Source organism: Providencia sp. PROV201 (assembly GCF_028479545.1).
Classification (GTDB): domain Bacteria; phylum Pseudomonadota; class Gammaproteobacteria; order Enterobacterales; family Enterobacteriaceae; genus Providencia; species Providencia huaxiensis.
The window spans coordinates 133,403-158,189 of record NZ_JAMPNW010000005.1; the positions used below are offsets into that span (position 1 = coordinate 133,403).

The 24,787-nt window shown below is 37.4% G+C and carries 22 protein-coding genes, 1 tRNA gene and 1 pseudogene; 13 read left to right on the forward strand and 11 right to left on the reverse strand.

Features of this window, described 5'->3' with window-relative positions; genetic code table 11:
- Positions 1 to 70: 70 nt before the first annotated feature.
- Positions 71 to 147: transfer RNA gene (locus PR809_RS06155), tRNA-Arg, on the forward strand.
- 21 nt (positions 148 to 168) lie between these two features.
- Here PR809_RS06155 and PR809_RS06160 read toward each other — a convergent pair.
- Positions 169 to 477: pseudogene (locus PR809_RS06160) on the reverse strand (tyrosine-type recombinase/integrase); the annotation flags it as partial.
- Between the two features lie 371 nt (positions 478 to 848).
- Between PR809_RS06160 and PR809_RS06165 the strand changes: the two are divergent.
- Positions 849 to 1,187, forward strand: coding sequence for a hypothetical protein (locus PR809_RS06165; RefSeq protein WP_102139339.1), 339 nt, complete (start codon positions 849 to 851; stop codon positions 1,185 to 1,187).
- Between the two features lie 210 nt (positions 1,188 to 1,397).
- Here PR809_RS06165 and PR809_RS06170 read toward each other — a convergent pair whose 3' ends face one another.
- The 4 genes from PR809_RS06170 to PR809_RS06185 form a co-directional block, all read right to left on the reverse strand.
- Positions 1,398 to 1,886, reverse strand: a complete 489-nt coding sequence (locus tag PR809_RS06170; RefSeq protein WP_166265601.1) for an isochorismatase family protein — start codon at positions 1,884 to 1,886, stop codon at positions 1,398 to 1,400.
- 323 nt (positions 1,887 to 2,209) lie between these two features.
- The gene (locus tag PR809_RS06175; protein WP_195697591.1) at positions 2,210 to 2,659 is read right to left on the reverse strand and encodes a GNAT family N-acetyltransferase; all 450 of its coding nucleotides are present in this window, start codon (positions 2,657 to 2,659) and stop codon (positions 2,210 to 2,212) included.
- Positions 2,660 to 2,684: 25 nt separating this feature from the next.
- On the reverse strand, positions 2,685 to 3,416 hold the full coding sequence (locus tag PR809_RS06180; protein ID WP_206275949.1) for a GNAT family N-acetyltransferase: 732 nt from the start codon (positions 3,414 to 3,416) through the stop codon (positions 2,685 to 2,687).
- The gene (locus tag PR809_RS06185) at positions 3,397 to 4,482 is read right to left on the reverse strand and encodes a serine hydrolase domain-containing protein (RefSeq protein WP_206275948.1); all 1,086 of its coding nucleotides are present in this window, start codon (positions 4,480 to 4,482) and stop codon (positions 3,397 to 3,399) included. The genes PR809_RS06180 and PR809_RS06185 overlap by 20 nt, the downstream gene beginning before the upstream one ends.
- A 298-nt stretch (positions 4,483 to 4,780) precedes the next feature.
- On the opposite strand from PR809_RS06185, the gene PR809_RS06190 reads away from it, so the two are divergent.
- On the forward strand, positions 4,781 to 5,284 hold the full coding sequence (locus PR809_RS06190; RefSeq protein ID WP_206275947.1) for a DUF2938 domain-containing protein: 504 nt from the start codon (positions 4,781 to 4,783) through the stop codon (positions 5,282 to 5,284).
- Positions 5,285 to 5,590: 306 nt separating this feature from the next.
- On the opposite strand, the gene PR809_RS06195 is transcribed toward PR809_RS06190, so the two are convergent.
- Entirely contained in the window at positions 5,591 to 9,208 is a 3,618-nt protein-coding gene (locus tag PR809_RS06195) for a response regulator (protein WP_206275946.1), read from the reverse strand.
- A 7-nt stretch (positions 9,209 to 9,215) separates the two neighbouring features.
- Complete coding sequence (locus tag PR809_RS06200; RefSeq protein WP_102139331.1) at positions 9,216 to 9,842, reverse strand: response regulator; 627 nt, start codon at positions 9,840 to 9,842, stop codon at positions 9,216 to 9,218.
- 578 nt (positions 9,843 to 10,420) lie between these two features.
- Here PR809_RS06200 and PR809_RS06205 point away from each other — a divergent pair.
- From PR809_RS06205 to PR809_RS06250, 10 genes are all read left to right on the forward strand, one after another.
- Entirely contained in the window at positions 10,421 to 10,939 is a 519-nt protein-coding gene (locus tag PR809_RS06205) for a fimbrial protein (RefSeq protein WP_166265585.1), read from the forward strand.
- A gap of 58 nt (positions 10,940 to 10,997) precedes the next feature.
- Entirely contained in the window at positions 10,998 to 11,705 is a 708-nt protein-coding gene (locus PR809_RS06210) for a fimbrial biogenesis chaperone (RefSeq protein ID WP_195697586.1), read from the forward strand.
- Between the two features lie 97 nt (positions 11,706 to 11,802).
- Entirely contained in the window at positions 11,803 to 14,382 is a 2,580-nt protein-coding gene (locus PR809_RS06215; protein WP_206275945.1) for a fimbria/pilus outer membrane usher protein, read from the forward strand.
- A gap of 16 nt (positions 14,383 to 14,398) precedes the next feature.
- Positions 14,399 to 15,466: a fimbrial protein gene (locus PR809_RS06220; protein ID WP_206275944.1), complete on the forward strand. Its 1,068-nt coding sequence runs from the start codon at positions 14,399 to 14,401 to the stop codon at positions 15,464 to 15,466.
- Between the two features lie 24 nt (positions 15,467 to 15,490).
- Positions 15,491 to 16,054 (forward strand): fimbrial protein, encoded by a 564-nt coding sequence (locus PR809_RS06225; RefSeq protein ID WP_166265573.1) that lies wholly within the window; start codon positions 15,491 to 15,493, stop codon positions 16,052 to 16,054.
- Between the two features lie 57 nt (positions 16,055 to 16,111).
- The gene (locus PR809_RS06230; protein WP_166265570.1) at positions 16,112 to 16,654 is read left to right on the forward strand and encodes a fimbrial protein; all 543 of its coding nucleotides are present in this window, start codon (positions 16,112 to 16,114) and stop codon (positions 16,652 to 16,654) included.
- Between the two features lie 212 nt (positions 16,655 to 16,866).
- Positions 16,867 to 17,397, forward strand: coding sequence for a fimbrial protein (locus PR809_RS06235; RefSeq protein ID WP_148241599.1), 531 nt, complete (start codon positions 16,867 to 16,869; stop codon positions 17,395 to 17,397).
- A gap of 30 nt (positions 17,398 to 17,427) precedes the next feature.
- Positions 17,428 to 17,958 carry a fimbrial protein gene (locus tag PR809_RS06240; protein WP_166265567.1) on the forward strand — a complete coding sequence of 177 codons (531 nt, stop codon included), beginning with the start codon at positions 17,428 to 17,430 and terminating at the stop codon, positions 17,956 to 17,958.
- Positions 17,959 to 18,171: 213 nt separating this feature from the next.
- Positions 18,172 to 18,420: a helix-turn-helix domain-containing protein gene (locus PR809_RS06245; RefSeq protein ID WP_102140022.1), complete on the forward strand. Its 249-nt coding sequence runs from the start codon at positions 18,172 to 18,174 to the stop codon at positions 18,418 to 18,420.
- A gap of 386 nt (positions 18,421 to 18,806) precedes the next feature.
- Positions 18,807 to 19,784, forward strand: a complete 978-nt coding sequence (locus tag PR809_RS06250; protein ID WP_102140021.1) for a LysR substrate-binding domain-containing protein — start codon at positions 18,807 to 18,809, stop codon at positions 19,782 to 19,784.
- Positions 19,785 to 19,866: 82 nt separating this feature from the next.
- Here PR809_RS06250 and PR809_RS06255 read toward each other — a convergent pair whose 3' ends face one another.
- From PR809_RS06255 to PR809_RS06270, 4 genes are all read right to left on the reverse strand, one after another.
- A complete protein-coding gene (locus PR809_RS06255) occupies positions 19,867 to 21,045 on the reverse strand; it encodes a M20 metallopeptidase family protein (protein WP_195697583.1) in 1,179 nt (392 codons plus the stop codon).
- A gap of 572 nt (positions 21,046 to 21,617) precedes the next feature.
- On the reverse strand, positions 21,618 to 22,943 hold the full coding sequence (locus tag PR809_RS06260; protein WP_206275943.1) for an amidohydrolase: 1,326 nt from the start codon (positions 22,941 to 22,943) through the stop codon (positions 21,618 to 21,620).
- A gap of 18 nt (positions 22,944 to 22,961) precedes the next feature.
- Positions 22,962 to 23,438 carry a hypothetical protein gene (locus PR809_RS06265; protein WP_004262394.1) on the reverse strand — a complete coding sequence of 159 codons (477 nt, stop codon included), beginning with the start codon at positions 23,436 to 23,438 and terminating at the stop codon, positions 22,962 to 22,964.
- Positions 23,439 to 23,450: 12 nt separating this feature from the next.
- Positions 23,451 to 24,239 carry a DUF3100 domain-containing protein gene (locus PR809_RS06270; protein WP_036958500.1) on the reverse strand — a complete coding sequence of 263 codons (789 nt, stop codon included), beginning with the start codon at positions 24,237 to 24,239 and terminating at the stop codon, positions 23,451 to 23,453.
- Between the last annotated feature and the right edge of the window lie 548 nt (positions 24,240 to 24,787).

Here is a 24,787-nt window from a genome sequence, read left to right on the forward strand (position 1 = left end):
CCATTGACTCAGCGCTCAGCAACCGTATAATTCAACGCCATCAGCCAGATAGGCTGCCTGCATTATCAATGCGCCCTTAGCTCAGTTGGATAGAGCAACGGCCTTCTAAGCCGTAGGTCACAGGTTCGAATCCTGTAGGGCGTACCATTAATTTTCAATCACTTACCATCATTTAAAATTCTCCACTTTTCCTAACTGGGACGTATTTGGGACGCAAGTATCGAAAATATTGTCTATTTGCTTCGCATGTTCAGTTAAAAGATTAGGTGCTAAGTGGGCATATCTTCTCACCATATCCATATCAACCGATTTCCAGCCGCCCATCTTTTGTAGAACTGAAAGCGGGACGCCAGACTGAATCAACCAATTCGCCCATGTATACCGCAGATCATGAAAGCGGAAGTTTTCTATTCCTGCTCTTTTTAATCCTGCATACCAAGCGTTATTATCATCAACACTTATTTTCCATACTGTTGGGGGTATTGCTGGTTATTGCCTGAAATCTGCATCTATCCTAGTATTTGTTTTCTATACAACTGGAGGGGGTGATATGCGTAATTGGCTTGGGTACTTAATATATTTCTCTATTATATTCGCTATAGCAAAATGCACTATGACTATAGCGCCAAATGCCAACATTCCAGGATAATGTTTTATCAATGAAAAATGGAGATTTTCAATGAAACCATGGGATCCTTGGGTTGGGATGACGGTGTTAGTCGTAATTATATTTCTAATAATGTATTGCACTTTGATTATGTTTCCAGGCTATGTGCCACCAGCTAATTAACTTCAATTTGCACTCCCGCTAAGCTAACATGACTGAAACTAATTGATGGAATGGTGAGATGAAAGGATACATAGTTGCTAGCTTGCTAATGATTGCTTGCTCTGGTTTTTATGCACATTCTAGTAATGGTATTGACCCATTAGTAGCAGATGGAAAAAGGTCTAATTATGGTGATTGGGATTTTCTTTATGCTGAAAAAATGAACTATGATTTATGTAAGCTATCAGTAGAGGCTATTTATACATCTGGCGCAATCGATCATAAATTGACATCAATAACTCATTTCGAAAACGCGCACACATTAATAACACAGAGACCAAAAAATGTAGTTAGGATTGATTGCAACGGACATGGTGGAAATATAATGATATTGACCGCTGATTATATTGTTCAATAGTTAATTTATCATTAAGAGACTCTGAAATTAGTGGCTCGTTACTGGCTGGCAATACTCTAATAATGCTCATGAGATAAAAGTAACCACAATATAAATAAGCATTGCGATACCTGCAGGACAATTTGGTCCTCTGAGTGAATATCAATAAGTTACCTCAAAGATAATAGAAAAAGCTACGAGTTCGTAGCCTTGGTGTGTATTTATAGTAATTTAGATAACATTCGTTATTCTAGATAAGCCCCTCAGTGCTACAGTATGGATTACAGGTGAGACGCTTGTACAGCAGTTACCTAATACTGATAATTTATATTTTTTTGCTTGTTCAGAAATAGCAGTAAATAGGACGCAATTTTGAGTCATCATCCCGCATAATTCGATATGGTTAATATTATGGGTTATAAGCAAGTCATTGAGATTTGTTTCATCAAAGGAATTACCATGCTTTTTAGTCACAATCAAATGGCCTGGAGATAAGTTAGTGAGCTTAGAGATAAGTTCACAACCATCTGTTGTTTCATCAAAAAAAGCGGCTCCTTGTGGTGATAAGTGTTGAATAAAAATCACAATATCATCAGTTCTTTCATACTCTGAAATTTTATTGGATATATGCTCCAAAGTAGTATCAATATTCCATAAGGGAAACCGGCCATCAGAAAGATAGTCATTTTGTGCGTCAATAACAATTAATGCCTTGTCCATAATGCCCCATTAATTTTAGTTAAGTTCTATTTGAATATGAAATAGGACGATAGAAATTACAATAATTTTTTAGTGTTAAATATCAATTATAATCGGCAAGATTACAGCAAGGGTTAAGCCAATAACGGTGAGGTTACGCTAAGGTTTAAAGAGGTCACAGTGACCGTTAGTAATAAAAACAATGTGTTACTGCCTATTACTATTGGTCACTGAAACGATGACCAATGAGCGTTAATCTAATTCGTGATAGAGACTTTTTCCCTTAAAAACAAGCAAATATCGATAAATTAATTACCTTACTAAGGCAATTAATACATATTACATCATAGATTTAAATGATAAATATGCTCTCCGTCAATAATATTACCTGTAAATTCAAAGCCAAATGACTGATACAGGTTTTTCGCTACCGTGTTTTTTTCATTAATCCCTAATGTAATAAGCTGGATAGCTTCCGCAGAGAAAAAATCGAGGATTGCTTTGAATGACTTTCGACCTAATCCTTTACCAATAAATTTATAATCAAGCATATATCTACAAAGCATAACTTTTTTTAAATTAGAGCTTGTTGTCTTATACATAAAAAAGCCGATTAAATTATTTTGGAAATATAAGGCTTTTGGGTAAAAATTTGGGAAGTAACTTGCTTCTGCAATTGATGTCGCATTACAGCAGATATAGTCTTCTAATACTGTGGCGATCCCATCTGAATTAGAGGTCAATTCACATACATCAAATAAGTTGTCCTGATCAATATTACTTATAATAATCATAAAGTTATTTTCTCTACTATTGATTCTATATTTCAGCATTAGGGTGAACGATGACATCCCATTTAATATATGGAATTAACCCCAGCGAGTTTGCTAGTGCTAGGGACGCAGTATTGTCTAGCTGGCATCGATATTGTGGTTGATACCCTTTTTCTAAGGCGACTTTACAAATGGCAGAGGCAAGTTCGCGTGCATGGCCTTTACCACGATGCTCAGATAAGGTTAAAACCCCTAAATCAGCGATAGCCAACTTTTCATCATCCCAAGGATACATACTCGCAACGGCAATTAATTGGTCATTGGAAAACAATCCGTATACCAGCCAGTGATCAAGTTCTACGGACGCTCCTTCTAAATCATCTTCACTAGATGCTTCACAGAAAGATTGAAATACGGCGGCATCTATATTTGTTAATACGCGAATATCACTCAGTATTTGTTGTTGTTGTAGTTTTGATAACGCTTCTTGGCTGAAATAAAAAAATTGGTCTGCTCCATGCCATTGTTCCGCGAGGGTATCACGCAATGTTTCTGCAACTTCTCTAGTCAAATCGGGAGTGATAGATAATTTAGCACAGAGCTGTGGATGTAATGAAAGCCAATATTTATTTTGTTCTTGGATAGCGACCGCTAAATAGTCTTCATCAATATGAGCGCTTACATACACGGCTAAATCACTTTGATTTAAATAACATTCGCCTGAAGTTTTTTCTTTCAGCCAATATGCAGCAATATCATTATTTATCAGGGGCATCATGGAATTCCTTATATTGGGTCAAAATGATATCGGTGATCTCATAAGCAATTTTTTGCGTATCTAAATCTTCAATATTTCCTAAAACTGCAACGGTTAAGCCTAAATCAGGTATACGTAGAAAATAGGTGGCATAACCAGCCCATCCCCCAGAATGTTCGAAATGCATTAAGCCAAAGTGTTGTGAAATAATAACTCCATAGGCATATTGCTGGTGATGTTCAATGACTTCACCTGTTCTATTATGGGAAGGTAATGCTTGAAGCATTTTCTCGACTAGTTTTTTACCACCAACTTTCCCACTCGTATAGTTCTCACCCCATTTCATTAAGTCCAAGACATTGGAATGAACAGCGCCATCTCCTGTTTGAGTCCATAGACTTTCGCTTAATTGATAGCCAGATTCAGTATTTTCACGATAACCTCGAGCAATCGCTGTGTGAACTGGATACGATTCAACAATAAAAGTATTACTCATCTGTAATGGTTTAAAAATATATTGTTGGGCGAACTCGTTATAACTTTGGCCACTAACGCGCTCAATAATCATGGATAATAAAAAATAGCCCGTATTACAATAATCAAATTGTGTTCCGACAGAGGTAAGTGGGTGAGGGAAGGCAATTAAATCTGCCAAACTTTCTTCTGGTCCTAAGGCGTCAGAATAATCAATCCCCTTATTCAAGGCCAATTCAATGTAATCAACCATGCCACTAATATGATAAATCAAGTCTTGAATCGTAATCTCATTAGCGTATTTAGGTAATTCAGGAATATATTTAGTAATAGGGTCGTGCAAAGCAAGCTTGTTGTTTTGTTCTAATAGCAAGATAGCAAAGGCCGTGAATTGTTTTGATACTGAGGCTAAATTAAAAATAGTTTGGGGTGTTAATGCTTCTTTTTGTTCCAGCTCAGCAAACCCAAGGTTACCTGAATAGGATACGCCATGGTCAAATTTGGCCATATATGTAAAACCAGGGCCATCAGCTTTAAATTGCTGTTCCCATACTAAAAGGTTTTGTGACGTGTTATTAAATATTGCACTTCTGTTATCTGTGAAAGTACTCACTTTATTCTGCCTTAGACTTTATTTACTGACAATTTGTATTCAATTTATAAAATAGATAATGGTTATGCCGTAGTTGTACTACGATTCATTTTTTTTCGAAAAGCTATTTATGCTATTGGATAAATCAAAGCATGAATGTTACATCTTCAAGTGGACTTTAAGTCAACCTCTATTTCGGTTTTTATTCCATGGGGAGGTGAAAGCATTATTTTACCTTCGTTGTATTCAGCTTTAGCTAATATTACAGACTTATTCGATGGTAAGTAGTGGGTAGTTTTCATAGAACAGGAAATTAATAATGACTTTCTCAATAGTAATTTTAGTGGTTTTTCTTGGGGTGGGAGCAACCATCGTGATGGATTTATGGGCGCTTATCCTTAAACTGTGTGGCCAATCGACGTTAAATTTTTCACTGGTAGGACGTTGGGTAGGATATATGATAAATGGGCAGTTTATACACCGCCCATCAATCGGACAAAAGGCAATAATTCCTGCGGAGAATGCATTAGGTTGGGGTGTTCACTATGTAACGGGCATTATTTTTGCCTTTATATTTATATTATTGGTAGGCGAAATTTGGTTTACATCTCCTGTATTATGGCCTGCGCTACTTTTTGGAATAATTACAGTTGCTGCCCCTTATTTTATTATGCAACCAGCGATGGGAGCAGGTATTGCAGCCAGTAAGATGCCAAATCCTAATAAAGCTCGGTTAATGAGTTTATTATCTCATAGTGTATTTGGTTTAGGTCTTTACCTGACAGGATTAGTTTTACAGCCTTTGTTGACTTATTTTTTGTGATTATCATGAGTTAACCATTTCATTATTCAATCGGAAAAATAATAACTTATTGTCGCTGAGCTTGGTTGGCGACAAAGTTCATTATGTAGAGTGTGACATCCTCGCAGTTCGATAAAATTAAAAGTATCGTGTCTTATGAAGACACGACGATAGAACAAAACTTGTGTATGGAAAACAATTCACCCAGATCCGCTATAAATTACCTCAAGTGATAGAGTGTTTTAATACACTCTAACCCCATACTTCTTTGCATTACCACCAAGGCGCACCCGTTTTCTATTTGTTTGCTAATTATCTCATGAAAATCTAGCACTTAAGTGGCATAGAAAGATATGTTTCAATAGCTTGATTTAAGATTTTAATTGTTCGCATTGTTTGGTTAAATTTTAATATTGCTTCATCAGATATATTACCAGTAAGGAAATACTCTTCTAGTAATTTACACTCCAATGCAATTTTCTTAGCACCAATAATTTGGCTAGAACCTTCTAAACGATGGCAATAATGCGCTAAATTAAGCCAGTCTTGTTTTTCGAATAAACGTTCTGCTTGTTGTATATCTTCTATATTTTCTTGAAGACTTGTTTGAAGTAATTTATTTAATAGCTGTTGGTCATCTTGAGTCAACTGCATTAATGCATCTAAATTGATTAAACTATTTAACATTGGAGGAATGGGCTCTTCTGTATCTTCTTCTATTTGTTGAAGGGTACAGCGTAATAGCAGAGCTTCAATCTGAGATAGACGTAAAGGTTTAAATAGGCAGTCATCCATGCCAGCCTCTATACAGCGTTGGCGTTCTTCTTGCCTTGCATCTGCGGTTAACCCAATAATAATTAGAGTTTGGGAAGATATTTCTCGTAGTTGCCGAGTCAATTCTAACCCATCAATGTCAGGCATATTGCAATCGGTAATTACTATGTCGATTGCATTTTTTTTCCATAATTCTAGGGCTTGTTTCCCGCTCTTTGCTTCAATGACATGATGACCAAATCTTGTTAATTGGCGTACTAATAGCAGGCGATTTGCAGGGTGGTCATCAACGGCAAGTATTCGTAAGCGTTTATTATTTTTTGTGGCCTTATAAAGTGTCGGAAGCGAAACTCTAGTATTTTTCCGATGCTTAACGGGGATATCGATTAAAAATTGAGTACCATGCCCTAATTGGCTGTATAAGGTAATAGTCCCATTCATCATGGATATAAGTTGTTTACAAATAGCTAAGCCAAGGCCTGTTCCTTTATGTTTACTGCTTGATTCAGCTTGGGTATAGGGGGAAAAAATCAATTCTTGTCGGTTCTCTTCAATCCCCATTCCGGTATCAGAAATAATGATCCTTAAAATATTTTGATCATGGTTTTTGGGGAGGTAATTAATGATAATCTCAATCGTTCCTTCGGTAGTAAACTTAATTGCGTTATTAAGTAGATTGGAAATAACCTGACGTAGTCGAAAAACGTCGATATATATTTCATCAGGATGGATAGCATTAAGATGATAATGTAGAGAAATACCTTTCTGTTTAGCTAGTCCTTCAAACAAACGGACAACGGGCGTTGCTAATTCATTACTTTTTACCCACTCAGGAACGAGTTCCAGTTTGCCTGACTCAATTTTTGCCATATCTAAAATATCGCCTATAAGCCCCATCAATGATAATGCGGACTCATACGGTATTTGAATTGATTCCGTAATATCATCTTGTTGATTTTTATTCGTGGCGGCTAATTCTAATAACCCAATAATTGCGCTGATATGGGTACGAATTTCATGGCTCATGATAGCAAGGAAATTGCTTTTTGTTTGGCTTGCATGCTCTGCGCGTTGGCGAGCACTAGAGAGCTCGGTAAGGAGTTGTTCATGTTCAGTTATATCTTGCCAACTACAAATAAGACCAGAAATATTACCTTGGTTGTCTCTATATGCGACGGCTTGATGCACTATCACCCTTTCACCCATTCTGTTTTTTATTTGATAACGTTTAGGTGGAGAAACTAGACTCTTAGGATCATCAAAAAGAGAATACAATTTTTGGTAAATTGCCGATAGCGGGTGTTGTTGTGATGTTAATGAAAGTTGTTTTATGTTTTCATTATCAGGACTGAAAAAGCTCTCCCATGCTGAATTGCTATTTATTATCGTTCCGTTTTTATCAATGACATAAATAGGAACAGGAGTACCATTATAAAGAGTTTCTAAGAATATAGCCTGTTCCTGTAAGCGTTTTTGTGTATATTTTCTTAATCGAATTTCACGATGTAAATAATAATTCCATATTAAAGATGTAATAATAAGAATAGCGGCAATGCAAGCTAATGTGTAGAACTCGGCACGGTATACTGTCCATGTATCCATTTCAACATCTGGTGAGCCTAGCCATTTATTAGTTAATACTGATATATCTCTCGGCGGAATAGAGGCAATTGTTTTATCTAATATACTATATAACTCAGGTTGGTCACGTCCTACGGCAAACGATATATAAGCGGTGTCTTCGCTTAATTGCTCGCTGATTTTTAATCGATTACGAAAATATCGGTCAATCATATAGTGAGCGCTGATAAGATTCTCGATGGTACCATCCACTTTTCCTTCATTGACCATTTGCAAAGCAGAATAGGTATCTTTAGTTTCAATTAATTCCACTTGAGGGTAGTTCTTTGTTAACCAGTCGTGAATTGCATTATCTGGGGTGATCGCAAGTTTTGCTGCCTGAGCAATTTTTTTATGGGCTAATGGTGTGTCCCTAACAATTAAAACAAATGGGGGGAGAACATAAGGGCGAGTAAATAATAATTCTTTATCATTTTTTGAGTTTTTTGTAATTGAAGCAATGAAATCCCCTTTATTTTGTTTTAATAAAGTAATCTCATCTTTTTCAGAGCTTGCTTCAATGACTTTAAAATTAATATTTGTTTTGAAATGGATCAGATTAAGTATATCCGCAGAGAGGCCATGAAATTGTTTTTGTGAGTCAAAAAATGTGAAAGGGGCATTTAGTGAATTAATGACGACTTTTAACTCATTGTGTTGTTTTAGCCAATCTATTTCCTTTTGTGTGAATACAACAGATTGTTTTAGTGCCCATAAATCAGGTTTTGAACTCCAATGATGGAAAATAATATCATGCTGAGCTAATGATATTGAGCTTAAAATGATATCCACAGTACGCTTTAATTGCGCATTTTTAGGGTGAAAGAGAAAGACTGGGCCAATATTTTCATTAGAGAAAATCTCAGCAGTGGATAATGTTGTTGCATAGTGGCGTTCAAGTAAAAAATTAGCCACGATCATTCTGCCTAGGAAATAATCATTTTCACCAAATGCGACGGAAGATAATGCATTTTGTGGTAAAGGAAAACGTTCAATCTTTGCGTCGGGAAAATATTTTTTGATCCATTCATTGCTTGGGTAGCCTTGAACCGTAGCAATACGAGCACCGTGAGGTATTGGGTGCTTATTGGACATTGCCGCTTTTCGTGAAATAAGTACGGGATAATCAGGAATATATGGAGCGCTTTTGAGAAAACCATAGCTTTCGTTTCTTTGTCTTTTGCCATCATCAGCTAACATATCTATCTCACCATTGAGTAGGCCCTGTAATGCCATGTCTCTATCTGGGTAGTAGATGACTTTGAAGCGCAAACCTAAGTTACGCATGATGGTCATAATGCTATCTGCAGAAATTCCTTTATAAATTCCTGATTCTAATACTAAATCAAAAGGGGGGTTATTAGGAGCGTAGACACCAATAGCTAATTCTTGTTTTTCTCCTAGCCATCTCCAATCACGATCATTCAATTCAAATTTTGATGGAAGAATTTCAATTTGGCTATAAAGTCTGACTTCATAAGGTTGGAATGCAGAAAATGAGCAAGGAAATAGACCAATAAGCAAGCAAACTATTAGGATTAGGTTACGCATCGATATATTAATCCAAATTATTGCGTTGAATAAAGTCGTATAGCTCTGCAATATTGTGAAGATCTAATTTAAGCATTAGTCGTCTTTTATAAGTGCTAACAGTTTTATCGCTGATACGCATTTGTTGTGCAATGTTAATGCTTTTCATCCCTTTAGCTAATAAATGTAAGACTTGTAATTCTTTTGTAGAGAGCTCGGCGATTTTTTGTTTGTCATTAAGATGATTATTCGGGGAGGTATCCATTTTATTGAGATTAAGTGGAAAGTAGCCATATCCATTTCTAATCGCATGAATGGCGACATGTAATTCCGTTAAGTTATTGCGTTTACTAATGAAACCACTAGCACCGACACTTGCACAGCGGCGGATGTAATGGTCATCATCTTTTGCAGATAGCACAAGAAGCCCTCCAGTATAGTTATTCTTACGCAATCGTTGCATGACATCAATCCCATTAAGTGATGGGATATCTATATCTATCATGATCAAGTCGGGAGAGAGTGTTTTGGCAAGTTGGATAGCTTCATGGCCATCAGCGGTTTCCCCTACAATGGTCATGTCATCTTTTTCTAATAGTATTCTTACAGCAAGCCGTGCTACTGGATGGTCATCGACTATCAGTACTGTTTTCATGTTTTTCCCTTTCTGGCTAGTAAATTAAAGCGCGATGAACTTAGGTGCAGGTGCCAAATGAAAAATTAATTGTTTTTTTTATTAGTTTAATGAGCGTTTTAATTTGCTGCAATGTATATTTTTGTAATATTTATCTGTCATAAATTTAATAATTAACTTACATAAATTGCTTTTTTGTCTTATTACATTTTATAGCTATTCCTCTCAAAATACACCTATGCACTGTGGCTGTGTTCAGATGTCTCTACTGTTTTACGGAAAATACAATAGAGCTTTCAATTCTTAATAATTAGATTAGCTTAAACCAAACCTAGGAGGTGAATGATATTATTTTAATAGATAATGACAATCATGGAAACTAACTTTACGAAACTATGTTTTTCTCTATTTCACTACATGGAGTGTGTCTGGCTATTTCTATTTAACAGATTAATAGCATAAGGATTAATAAGTTAATGGATTAAACAGGTGCCACAAACATTAATGGGAATTAATGTGGTAGTGATAACCATAATATATTAATAAATTAAATATTTTAACACTGGGTTATATATTGATTCAGTAAAAAGGAATTAGAAATGAAAAAGATTATTGCTACTGCTATTTTTGCTGCGCTTTGTGTTGGTCAAGTTGCGAATGCTAAAGATGGTACGGTTAAATTCGTTGGTGATATTGTAACTGCACCTTGTGAAGTGGCACAAAATTCTTGGGATCAAACTGTTCAAATGTCTCAAGTTAAAACAGCTACATTTGCAGATGCAGGCGCTAAATCAGCGGATAAAAAATTCCAAATTAGCCTACTAAATTGTGATGTAGCTCAGTTCAAAAATGTCGCAGTTTCATTTGAAGGTCAGGCTAACGGTGACGATGCAACCCTTTTAGCACTTGATGGTGGCCAAGGTTCAGCAGAAAACGTAGGTGTTGCTATCTATGATGGTAAAGGTAAAAAATTGGCTTTAGGTACAGCAACAGCTGATACAGCTTTACGAGTTGGTTCAAATACCCTTTATTTCTCAGCAGCTTACGTTTCAACTAAGAAAGATGTGAAAGCAGGTTCTGCTAATGCAACAGCAGATTTTAATCTGACATATAAATAGTATTGATTTCCTTCAGGCCACTATGTTGGTGGCCTGTTTTTTGTTCGAAGGGGATGTAATGATTCTTAATAGCCTTTTTATTAATAAGTTAATACTTATTTTTTTACTCATGTGTTTTAGTTTCTCTATTTATGCTGCGGGTGGTGGTGTTGTTGTCGGTTCCACCCGAGTTGTATTTGATGGCTCCAAGAAAGAAGCTAATCTTAGTTTAAAAAATAATAATGATAAGAGCACTTATTTAATTCAGTCTTGGGTTGAAGATGCTTCAGGGAATAATAAAACTCCATTTATTATAACGCCACCACTTTTCAAACTAGATCCTATTAAAGAAAATATGCTTCGCATTATTCGTGCAGGTGGGGATTTACCTGAAGATCGTGAGTCGGTTTATTATGTCAATGTAAAAGCCATTCCACCTGCTCCAGCTGAAGAAAGTGCTAATACTTTACAACTAGCAATTAAAACTAGAATGAAATTATTCTATAGACCTGCTGGCTTGAAAGGTAACCCAATGGATTCCTATAAGGCTCTAGTATGGAAAAAAGAGGGTGATAAATTGCGTATAGTTAATAACACTCCTTTTTCTGTCACATTAAGTGAAGTGAAAGTTAATGGCAGTGAAATAGATAAAGTTGACCTTGTCCTACCGATGAGCAGCACAGTTTATAAGTTACCTTCAACAGCAAATATGGGTGCTCAGATAATATTTACAACTATCAATGATTATGGCGGCACTTCTGAATTGCAAAAAGCGACACTTCAATAAATAAGGCGTTAATTTTAATAGAAAGATAAGTCGTGTGATACCTTTTATTATTTTTTTATAAGAAAGTTTTGCGCAATATATTAGAGGGAACGAGGGAATGAACAAAATACGATATAGAAAGAAGCTTTTGGCTTTCTCTTGCATTACATTGGGAATATTTAGCGCTTATCCTGTTTTAGCGAAAGAATTGTTTAACTCTCAATTTTTAGAAAATATTAGTAGTAATAGCGTTGCCGATTTTTCTTTATTGTCAAAAGGCAATGTGGATCAATTACCCGGAGAGTATTTGGTCGATATTTATGTTAATGAACAAGCAGTGGCAAAGCAGAATGTAAAATTTAGCACTAGGGAATATAAAGCTAGTCATTCATCTGATGGCGTATCATTAGAACCTTGTATTTCGTATGAGCAATTACAAGCTTATGGTGTCCGTGTTGAGGCTTTTCCTAAATTAGCTCAATATGCGCAAGACCCTGTTCAGTGCAAGCCATTTTCAGCTTTTGAAGAAATTATTCCTTATGCATCATCCCATTTTGATTTTAATCAGCAGAGATTGTATTTGAGTTTTCCTCAAGCATCTTTGACCAATTTAGCAAAGGGAACGATTGACCCATCAATGTGGGATGAAGGGATCCCCGCATTGCTAACAAACTATAGCTTTACAGGGAGTAATTCGACGAATACAGGCAGTCATATTAGTGATAAGTCGAGTGATAGCTATTTTTTGAGCTTACGTTCTGGGGTTAACGTGGGGGCATGGCGCTTACGTAATTATTCAACGTGGAACAGCAGTAATGGTAATAATAGCTGGAAAAATATTAATACCTATCTCCAGCGGTATATTGCTCAGTTGAAGTCGCAAATAATTATGGGTGATACCTATACACCGGGCGATATTTTCGACAGTGTGCAAATTCGTGGTGCACAAATTGGTACTGATGATGACATGCTAGCGGATAGCCTGAAAGGTTATGCCCCCGTGGTACGTGGGATTGCACGTACTAATGCGACGGTGACGATTAAGCAAAATGGATATACCGTTTACCAGAGTTATGTGGCTCCTGGTCCATTTGCTATCACGGATTTGTACCCAACCGCTGCGAGTGGTGACCTTGAGGTAGAAATAAAAGAGTCGGATGGAACAATCCAGAGCTTTATTCAACCATTTGCGAGTGTGCCTGTTTTGCGCCGCCAAGGGCAAATTAAGTATGCATTTTCAGCGGGGCAATATCGAAATGGTCACAGTAGCCAGCGGCCATTTATCACACAAGGCTCTCTGGTTTGGGGGATCCTAAATAGCTTGACCGCTTATAGTGGTGTGCAAGTAGCAGAACGTTACCGTTCTCTGGTGCTAGGGGTTGGTCAGAATATCGGCGATTTTGGTGCATATTCTTTTGATATTACAACAGCTCATAGCGAAGATGTAACACGATATGGTAATGGCGCTACAGGCCAATCTTATCGCTTATTGTACTCTAAATCTTTTGCTAATACGGGCACGGACTTTCGTTTATTAGGTTACCGTTATTCAACGGAAGGGTTTTATACCTTCCAAGAAGCCGTTGAGCGTAGATATCAAGATTGGGATTTTGCAGATGATAGTCGCTATTCTTACCACCGACGCTATCGCCTTGAAGGCACATTAACGCAGCAACTAGGTAAAGACTTAGGGTCTATCTATTTTTCTGCTAACCGACAAGACTTCTGGAAAGGGCAAGGCAAGCAAACTCGATTACAAGTAGGTTATAACAATAACTGGGGCCCTTTAAATTACGGTGTTTCTTATAGTCGAGCAACCTATCCAAACCAAAGAGAAACAGACCAAATTTTCAGTTTTAATGGTTCATTTCCACTCTCTGCGTTATTGCCTAACACATGGGCGACTTACAATATGGTTAGCCAGCGCCATGGGCCAACAACTCACCGAGCGGGGATATCAGGTACATTGCTTGATGATAATAATCTCAGTTATAGCGTTCAGGAGAGCTATGGTTCTAAAGGGCAAGGTAATGGTGGTAGCGCAAGCCTCAGTTACCGAGGTGGCTACGGCAATATGAACTTTGGTTATAACTATAGTAAAGATTCTAGGCAGTTAAACTATGGTGTTGAAGGTGGTGTTTTAATTCACGGAGATGGTGTAACGCTTTCCCAACCAATTAATGAAACTGCAATTTTAGTGAAAGCTTCTGGCGCTGCAAATACCAATGTTACAGGGTATACCGGTGTTAAGACGGACTGGAGGGGGTATGCCATATTGCCTTTTGCTCAAGCCTATCGATTTAACCATGTTGAGTTAGATACAAAAACATTAGGTGACAATGTGGAATTACAAGAAAGTGCTAAGAGTGTTGTGCCAAGTAAAGGAGCGATTTCTAGGGTTGAGTTTATTACTCAGGTAGGGTACCGAGCTTTAATCACACTAAAACATAAAAATGGCACGATGATACCTTTTGGTGCATCTGCACTGCTAGTTCAAAACAACGGGAAAGCAGTTAATAGCTCCATAGTCGGAGAAGGTGGACAATTATTTATGAGTGGGTTACCAGAGAGCGGTCAATTGGAAATAAAGTGGGGGCTTCAGGCTGCACAAGCTTGCCTTGTTAACTATCAACTTCCCGTGGCACAAATTAATAAACCTGTTGCTGGCATTATTCAGATGCAAGCGGAGTGTCAGTGATTTGGGAGATGAGATAATGAAATCAAAAATAAATATGCGCATAATAAAATCTTTATTTATTCCCGGAGCGGTCGGTGCCACTTTACTCATTTTATCTGATATGGCTCTTGCCAGAGGACCATGCAAACCCGTCGGCCCAGTAAAAACTTATAACGCTAATTTAACAGCCCATATAGATGCGGCGTTTAATAAGGTAGGCGGAGAGGTTCTAAAATTAGGGTCTTGGAGTGAGAACTCTGGTTATCAAATAGAGTGTGAGTGCTCTCCTGGAGATAATATACCTGGCACCTATTATTGGGCTGAGTTTGAGACTAAAAGGATGCCGCCGGGACATGCTACGGGGTGGTATAGTCTTAGCGAGTATCTGGATGTTCGTGTGAAAGCAAGTCTTTGGGACCAAACGATTAATGATTCGAGAATACTGGAGATACCTTTTGGTCCCATCTCTAATAATACCAAGGAGGTTTGCCCTCCGAATGGGAAGCTTATAGAAAATATAACCACTGGCTCCAAAGGGGAATTGGATATTTACGTAAAGAAGCCATTTGTTGGTAATACTGTAATCAATTATCCGAATCTTTATATTTTTTTCGCATCTTTATATCATAGCTGGCCAGGCTCGAATATTGCCAGCGTTAGCTTATATGTGAACGTCACTGCTCCACAAGCATGTGAGATTAATGCAGGCCAGAGTATATCGATTCCTTTCAATGATATTCCTCAGCGAAATTTCGTCGCAGCAGGTAAAGGAGTAATGCCCGCTGGTGTAGTACCGCAATCTAAAACATTAAGCATAAAGTGTGTGAATATGGACGCTTATGCAGACTTAGATGTACGCTTTATTGGCACTGCTGACCCAAATAGCACTACTGATGGCTTTAGTACGGATAATAAAGATATTGCTATTGCAATAGAAGGGCCTAATGGTCGCTTAACACCGACTACAGGGAAACTCCCTTTGCAATTAGATGCTAATCAAAATGGTTCGGTAACAATCAAAACCTACCCTTTCAGTAGTACTGGTCTAGCCCCTACGGTTGGTAAGTATTCATCAATTGTAACTGTGCGTTTAGACTTTAGATAATATAAATTAATGGAGATAACTACCATGAGTAAGGCAATGGAGCGTAGTCGTAATTTCCCGTGGTCAACAATGAAAAAAGTGGGTGCTTTATCATTATTGATTGCAGTCAGTGGTGCAGCACAAGCAGCAGATATTACGTTGAATTTTAGTGGAAATGTTGTTGTAACAGGATGCGATATTTCAGCGAGTAGTAAAACAAAAGCGATCGCTTTTGGTACTGTGGATTTAGCTAAAGCCACAGCTGGGGGAACAGGGAGTTCAGCCTTAAAAGATGTGGATTTTTCTTTAGATTTCACTAGTTGTGCGAACCTCAAAAATATTAGTTTAGTCATGGATACAACCAAAGCTGTGACGGGCTTTGCTGATTACTATTCTATTGATGAGGGGGCTGGTAAAGCTGGTGGTTTAGCGGTTGGTATTAAAGGAACAGATACGGCAAAAACGGTCCAGTCACCAGGGAAAGAGGTTTTATGGGCAAGAACAGCAACAGCGAATAATATTCCTTTTAAAGCGACATTATATAAAACAGGTGTAGTAACTGCGGGGGCAATTACTGGGCTTGTAAATGTCACTGTAAAATATAATTAATAGAGTATCCATATTAAAAATATTATTACTAATAATATTGAATTAAGGGCTATATAAATGAAGAAAAATTTTCTATTAGCGCTAATGGGCGTTATGACGGGTATTGCTTTAACTTCAGGCGCACAAGCGGCTGATGCAACATTAACATTGAAAGCAACAATAAAGTTGGCGGGGTGTGATATTTCAACAGGCACAGGCAAAGACCAATTAGTTGATTTTTCCGATGTTACTGTAGTTAAAAATGCAGTTAAAGGAAGCTCAATAGCTAAAAAGGATTTTAATCTGCAATTTCAAAATTGTGCAGATTTGAAAGGTATTGATGTTTCAATGAAAGGTACTGCTGATACTGATATGGCTGGTGGAGAGCTGTTTGCGATTGATAAAGGTGCAAACATGTCTAAAGGCGTAGGTGTTAAAATTATTGCAAAGACAACCGGTGGAGAAAAAGTCCAGAAGCCAGTTGGTGACACGGTTGTTTGGGGAAGCCTTTCAGGGGCTAGCGTGACTTTACCTTATCGTGCTGAATTAGTTAAAACGTTAGATGCGATAACCGGGGGAGATGTTCGTTCAGTTGCCGAAGTTAGCGTAGCATATAAATAAAATACTAATATATTGAATGGTTTTATAGATATTTAAAATAACTGATAACATTGTCGTTTTATTTTCTTAAAACGACAAAGAAAGTTTAGTTTATCTATTTTTTTTGTAGAAGTGATTCAATAATTTATATGCATGTTATAAGGCAATGATTAATTCAAGAACTAGCATCATTATTCGTTAGTTTTGATCTGCGATTATTATTTGGACTGATTATGAAATTATATTCGTACAGGTATTGCTATATTTTTGGCATGGTTTTTTCGCTATGCCCTCTATTTTCATCGGCTAGTGATTTATCGTTAAATTTTACTGGAAATGCAATCGTTACGGGATGTGATGTTGAATTTGGAAATAGTGGTAAGAATCAAGAAATCGATTTTAAAACAGTAACAACGACAAAAAGTGGAACCGGTCTTTCTGGTTTGGTCACTCAACCATTTTCATTAAAACTATCTAATTGTGCGGGAACAATTAATAAAGTTTCCGTGAGTATGTCTGGTAAGGCTGATACCGGCTTTCCTGAATACTTTGCAATTAATAGTGGCACCGGCAGTGCGCAAGGGTTGGTTTATGGTGTGAACGTAAAAGGGGATAAAAATAAAAAGCAAAAACCCGATGGCACAGTTGTTGAGTGGTCATCGACGGCACAGCCATTAGATTATGAAGCCACTTTGTATAAAACAGGGAATGTTGACGGTGGTCTCGCACAAGCGAGTATTGATATCAGTATTGGGTATCAATAAATAATAGTTATTTAATATGGGAGAGAGAGGATGAACATAAGCCGTTTATTTAGGAGAACTGTTTTAGTCGCAGGTATAAGCTTCGTTTCATCAGGAGCACTGGCTTTGGATGCTTCTGTTCAGATTAAAGGCAAAATAAAATTAATGGGATGCGAGGTTGATACCGGATCAAAAGATCAGACTGTTGATTTTAAAAAGGTCAATGTGCCGGTGAGTTATCCTTCTGGAAGTGTTGTAGCTGAGAAACCATTTACGATTAAACTACAAAATTGTGAGTCAGCCGCCGTTGCTGATGTTTCGATGAGTGGTACTCCAGATAGTTTTAATGCGGATTATTTTGCATTAGATTCCACGAGCCAAGATTCAGCGAAAGGAATAGCACTGCGTATTAAGTCCACAAATGGTGAAATTCAGAACCCTTCAGGCAAAGTGGTGACATGGCGTTTCAATTCATCAAGTAGTGAACAATTATTAACTTATAATGGTGCATTAATTAAGACGAGTGATATCACTAACGGTAAAGTGAATGTAAATGCAGAGTTTAGTGTTAATTATCGTTAATTTTAATATAAAACAAAATGGTTTGTTAATTAAATTGATAATAATGGTTTAATAACTTTTATTATATGAGTTTATGATTTGTTTTTATTTGAGAAATATAAGTTTATTTGAAGTTGTAAATCTCGAATACGCTTTTTTATAGCATGTCAGGGCGTTAAATTTTAAGGCTACAACACTAAAAATAATAGTGTCATTATAATTAGGACAGTACGTATGAACGTATATAACACTGAAATTTCTAATAGTTTTATTGGGCAGCAGGTTCGTAAACGCCGTCTTCTTTTCGGTTGGTCTGCGAGTACATTAGGGAAAAAATCAGGCTTGAGCCAACAACAAATTTCACGCTATGAAAGAGGAACACAGAATTTCACTATTTATCGTTTATGTATATTTGCAAATATACTGGAGTGTGATTTAAATTACTTTTTGGGGCGTGAGGCTGATATGAGCTACCCATTATAAGCAGAATATTAAAATTAATAGCTTCTTAAAAGAGAAGCTATTAAAAATAATTATATGTAGACATAATCATTTTTATATTTGATGAAGGCATCAAAGAAGATGGCTATACTAATGACTAATTTTCTCTATACTTATTTTTAATATCTTTCTGTTTTATAAAAAGTATGTTCAGTTTACATATACTGCTATGGTGATAGCGGTATTCTGTCTCTTTGGGGAAATAAAAACGGTATTATTTGGGGATCTTGTGAAAAATGTAAATGCGAGCTCAGCAATGCTAAAAGGATGCTTCTAGCTGGCCGGTTGCTTATGGTATAATAAGCGCACAATACAGCTATATTTTTTAAATCTTATTTTTAGTCCATTTTACATTGGATACCCCAGCAATGAACATTAGTCAGCTTAAAAGCTTTGTTGAAGTGGTCAAAAGTGATTTCAATATCACTAATGCGGCTGAAAAACTGTATACCTCTCAGCCAACGGTGAGTAAGCAACTTAAAATATTGGAAGATGAGCTGAACGTTTCATTATTCAATCGGAAAAATAATAACTTATTGTCTCTGAGCCCGATTGGCGAAAAAGTTCATCATGTCGCGTGTGATATTCTTGCACAGTTCGATAAAATAAAAAGTATTGTTTCTCATGAAGATACGACGATAAAACAGAACTTGCATATTGCAACAACCCATACCCAGATCCGTTATAAATTACCGCAAGTGATTGAGCGTTTTAACGCACGTTACCCTAATATCTCTTTGCATTTTCACCAAGGTGCGCCAGCTCAAATTGCAGAGATGGTGAATAATGGCGATGTGGACTTTGCCATTGCGACCGAGTCGATGCATCTTTATGATGATTTATTGGTAATGCCTTGTTATCAATGGTCTCGCAGTATTATTGTTCCACATGACCACCCATTGGCTCAATGTGAACAGCTTAGGATTGAAGACCTTGCGGGCTACCCACTAATTACCTATGTATTTGGTTTTACAGGGCATTCGAAGCTCGACCAAGTCTTTTATCAACATAAATTAACGCCAAATGTTGTTTTAACTGCCGTAGATACTGAAATTATTAAATACTATGTAAAACGCGGTGCTGGGGTCGGTATTATTTCAACCGTAGCTTTTGACCCAGAGGAAGATAGTGAGGCATTACGCTGTATTGATATTAGCCACTTAGTCAAGCCAAGTTATACACATGTTTGCATTAATCGGCACATGCACCTAAAAGATTATATGTATGATTTTATCTCTCATTACGCACCTCACCTTGACTTGAATTATATTCATCAACCGAACCAATGGGTACCTACAGAACAAAGTGAGAAAGATAGGTTATATAGAGAATTGCCTGAGCTATGACTTATCTGCGGATGATTAAGAAAAAAGCCGAGTAATAGGAGATTTACTCGGCTTTAGTATTACTGTGTGTATTATATTTATTCTAACGAGTGGCAATATTAATAAAAATTTGAGCGCCAATCAGCAAACAGTCGTCATCAACAAAATAAGGGTTTGCATGTAAGTAATTATTAATCCCTTTTGCTTGATTACCACTTCCTAAAAAGTACATGGCACCGAGTTTACCTTTAGTGGCATTGATCATATAACTGAAATCTTCACTTCCAGTCATTGGTTTACCATTTGAATCAATATGCTCAATTGGTAAAAAGGCGGCTGCGGCATCATAAATGACTTTGGCTGCTTGTGGGTGGTTGACAACAGCAGGATACCCGCTGGCTTCCAGTGTTGTTTTAAACCCGCCGGCTTCACTACGAGCCACAATTTCATTGAAGCTGGCTTTTAATATTTTGTCCGTTTCTTCATCCATTGAACGGATGGTTCCGCGTGCCTGAACATGATCTGCCAGCGCATTTGGGATGGTTCCCCCGTTAATCATGCCACAACCAAATACGGCAGGGCTGAAAGGATCGGTTTTTTTGGCAACAATGTAGTCCATATAATCGATGATACGCGTTGCTTCGCGGATAGCATCTAACCCTTTATGAGGGGTTGAGCCGTGAGCAGAAACACCGTGGACATCTAGTGTCCACGCTGAGCCATAAGAGGACATAACCCCTGAATTGAATTTAATATAACCCGTTTCAAAGGCCGCATCATTGTGTAGACCGTAAACCTCGTCAACGCCTTCCATACAGCCCATTTCGACCATTTTGTTAGCACCTGGTATGCGCATATCTTCTTCAGCCATCTGGAAGATAAAACGGACGTTATGGGTGAGTTCAGAACGGTTCTCACTGAGGTATTTAGCTGCTGTTAAGGCGATGGTCATGTGGGTATCATGGCCACAGTTATGAGCGCAACCCTCATGGACAGAACTGTGTTCATTGCACGTTAAATCAGGCATTTCAAGGCCATCGATGTCGGTACGATAGGCAATTAAGCGCTTGGTTGGGTCGACAATCAAATCAGCGGTAAAGCCTGTGTAGCCTTCAAATAAACGAATGTTATAGCCAAAGCTTTCCATCAATTCACGGCAATATTGTGAGGTTTTGAATTCTTGCCCAGACAATTCAGGGATTTTATGTAAATCCTGACGTGTTTTTTTGCTAAACGTTTCTAAAGCAAAGAGCTTTTCACTGATATTGTATTTGTTGGTCATTACGTTTTATCCCGTATATAGAAAGCATTTTTAATGCTGTTAAAGGGCCCCTGGTGTGAGCATGGAATAATGAACAGCGCGCTCATTTAATTTATGTGTATTTTAAAAATTAGATTCAGAAATAGGATGATTTCTACTTCTACTCGTTATTCTTTATCTATCAATTTATAGAGTGAATTTTAACGTGGATATTAAAAAAGTGAGCGTGACGGAGATCGTATTTATATCATATCAGTATTGCATGGCTCATGAATAATAAGGATGGTAATTTATTAAAACAATAATATAAAGAGTGCTTATCTTATTAAGTCTATTTATATCAATAGGTTATGGCTATGTTTTTAATGTTGGGAATATTTGCATTTTAAAGTGAGCATGAGTAGGGTTTAAGTTAAATTTTTTATTTAAAGTAGGGGGGAGAGGCATGATTTTAGGAATTGTTTTAAATGAAATGGCGAATGTAAAAAGAAATTAAATTAATGCGAAGAAAAAATTTTAAAAGTGGGATAAAAGCTAAAAATCATATTCCCCTTATTATAATGAACATAGCAATAAGGGGAATGTTTTAATAATTAGTTCTTAAAAGAGCCAATAAATGAGAGGTATTCCTCTTTGCTCATTAATGGGGTGTAATCAGCTAACATCTCATTAGCTTGGGACGCATCATCAAATAACAGGTCAATAATTGCCATTGCCATCATTTGAGCAGGGCGGATATAGGCCATATCATCATCAAAAACAACGTAATCTTTACCATGCAACCCACCACGAATTGCACCAATCCATGGGTGACTCACTGGCATAATATGTGATAAGTCCCCTGTATCCGTGCTTCCAGTCATGTGCCCAGCAATCCAAACATTTTCTTCGCCAATCAAGCTGTGAGCATTTTGTTGCAATAAACTGTTCAATGTATCGTTGTTATATAATGGAAGGTAACCCGGTAAATCTTTAACTTCTACCTCTGCACCAACAGACATTGCGCCAGCAACAAGTGCGCGAGTAATACGTTCATTCGCATCAATCATTGCTGGGACATTTGACGCTCGAACATAACTTTCCATACGGACATCACTTGGGGTGACATTGACCAAATCACCGCCTTGCGTGATGATCGGATGGAAACGAATGTAATCTCTTTCTTGGAAAGTTTCGCGAATAGCATTTACTCCCATGATCCCCATCATTGCGGCATTGAGGGCATTGACACCCAAGTGAGGTGCTGCCGCTGCATGGGATGCAGTCCCTTTGTAATTAATCAACTTGCCAATAAACCCATTGGTGGTGGTCGACATTTCAATAAAACCAGTATCACGCTCAGGTTTGACGCTGGTTAAATGAATTTGCATTGCCATATCGACATCATCAAATTCGCCAAGGGATATCAGCTCTGGCTTACCGCCGATATAACTAATTTTTCCTTGTTCAATCAGTTTATTACGATAAGCCAGTTCAACATATTCCTCAGCGGGAACGGCGAAAGGAACGACGTCTCCCGCGAGGTATTGCATAGCACCTGACTTAACCAGACCAATAGTCACAGCCATCATATTGGCTATTTGCGCATTGTGCCCACAGCAATGGGCTGCACCCGTTAAATCATCGGCCTCTGGGTGTTCAGCACAAATAATCGCGTCGAGCTCACCAATCACAGCAATGCTATATTTGCTACCTTTTCCACCTTTTAGACGTGCCTTAACCCCTGTTAATGCGAGTTGGTTTCGGTAATTAACGCCTAATGCAGAAAATGCGGCTTCCACTTTTTTTGCTGTTTTCGTTTCTTTGTAGCCTAGCTCTGGCTCTGCCCAAATATCTTCTGCTAATTTTTTGATATCCCCTTTATGGGATGCAATTGTTTCGCAGACGATGGCTTTCAATTGGTCTTTGGTCATTGTCATGGTAAATATTTCCTCTGGTTAGATAACGCCGCTCCATGAAAGTGTCACTTGACCAATAAGTGCAGCGAATAAGAAAGTTCCCGTAAAGACCGCCAGTGAAACTGGGATGATCCGCCATGAAATGGCTTTAAATTTATCAATATCTTTACCGAGTGAAAGACCGGCAAATGCCAGAACTGTCGTACTGATGACAGCGAGTGAAATTTTACCTGTCATTGCGATCATTTCTTTATCGTAAGGGAATAATGGTGAACACAGACCCGCAGCAATTAAAGATACCCAGAAAATCACAGGTAACTTACCTAATGGTGGGATCTGTGCAATTAAGTATGCCACAAATGACATACCCCCTAATAATGCCATGGCGATAAGTGAGTCGCTAAAGACTGCGCCAAAGCTGCCGCGGCCATAAATTGAGCCTCCGAGAGCATCACCCAGTGAAGTGAAGATGATGACTAACACGATGATTATTGCAATTTCTGCCATCTTTTTCATGATCTTATATCCTTATTCTGTATCTGCTGATGCTGTTGCACGTTTTCTTTTGAGTTTGTTGTATAAGAAAGAGGCAAACGGTAAGGAGAAGAAAATATAGATGTACAGACCTAATACTGAAGACATCAAGTTTGCGGAGGATGAGAATGCTTGAATATCCGCAGCATGTTCAGGATAAAGCTCCAATAATGGTGCGACTGACGCAGCTAGCATCGAACCACTTCCGACCCCGGCTCCCATTGCTAAAGCGAGAGGGCTCATAATATCGAGTCCTGCGATAACACTGGCGATGATGCCCATCCAAACGGCTCCGTATAGTGTTCCGCAAATATACATTGCCATAACGCCACGGCCTTCTGGTGAACTTAAACCATATTTGGCTTCGATAATGGCGATATTGGGTTCACGACCAATAGAGTAAGTTGCACCAACGGCTTCACGGCCCATACCTAACATAATGGCAAGGGGTAAACCGAGTAAAATGGTACCGATAAAGTGACCGATTTCTTGCAGGATTAATGCACCACCGGCTTGAATAATTTTTTCCCAAGATGCACCAACGGAGGTGCTTAATTTTGCAATTAAGATAACTAACGCGACACTCATTATAGAGCTTGCGTGTGCCATGTTTTTTTCGCTGAGGATTTTGAATTTTGGAAAACTGATAATACCACCCATCAACATGGAATAAAGCATTGGAAAAACCATAACTAAACTGATTTTAATTTGCCCTATAGCTTCCGAAAGAAGAATGATAAGTAAGCTAACCAAAAGCAACTTACTATCTTTTAATATACCCATAGTGTTACCTTTCATTGGAAATGTTTTTAAGAGTTATTCGTATATATTTATAATAAAAATGCATCATTTTCGTATTCATACTATCCATGAAACTATTTTCTTGACAATATTCCGAAAGTCTCTTAGCCATGCCTAAAAGGCATGGTTAAAATCAATTAATTAAAATTAATTAATAAAAATGTGCTTATTGAATTTCTCTTGCATTTTAATATTAAAAATATTGTTATTTTTCAGTCTGATACAATATTTTATTAAGTTTTTAACATGTTATTTCATAAGTGATTTTGATTTTTAGATGCATTAATGCGAAGAGTTATCAAATACCTAATAAATGTGAGGTTGTTCAGGTTTTATGTATTTTTATATGAAAAGGTTTTATTTTTATTGAGTTTGTATAATGATGAAAATTTAGATTTTATTGGAGTTTATTATTGTGATTCTATCTTTTGGTTTTACTTTCACCTTATTTGTGTTTGATTATTAGTTTAATAAACCAATTTGTTTTTTTAAGGTTTCTTCAAAAAAATTTGATAAATTACAATAATATT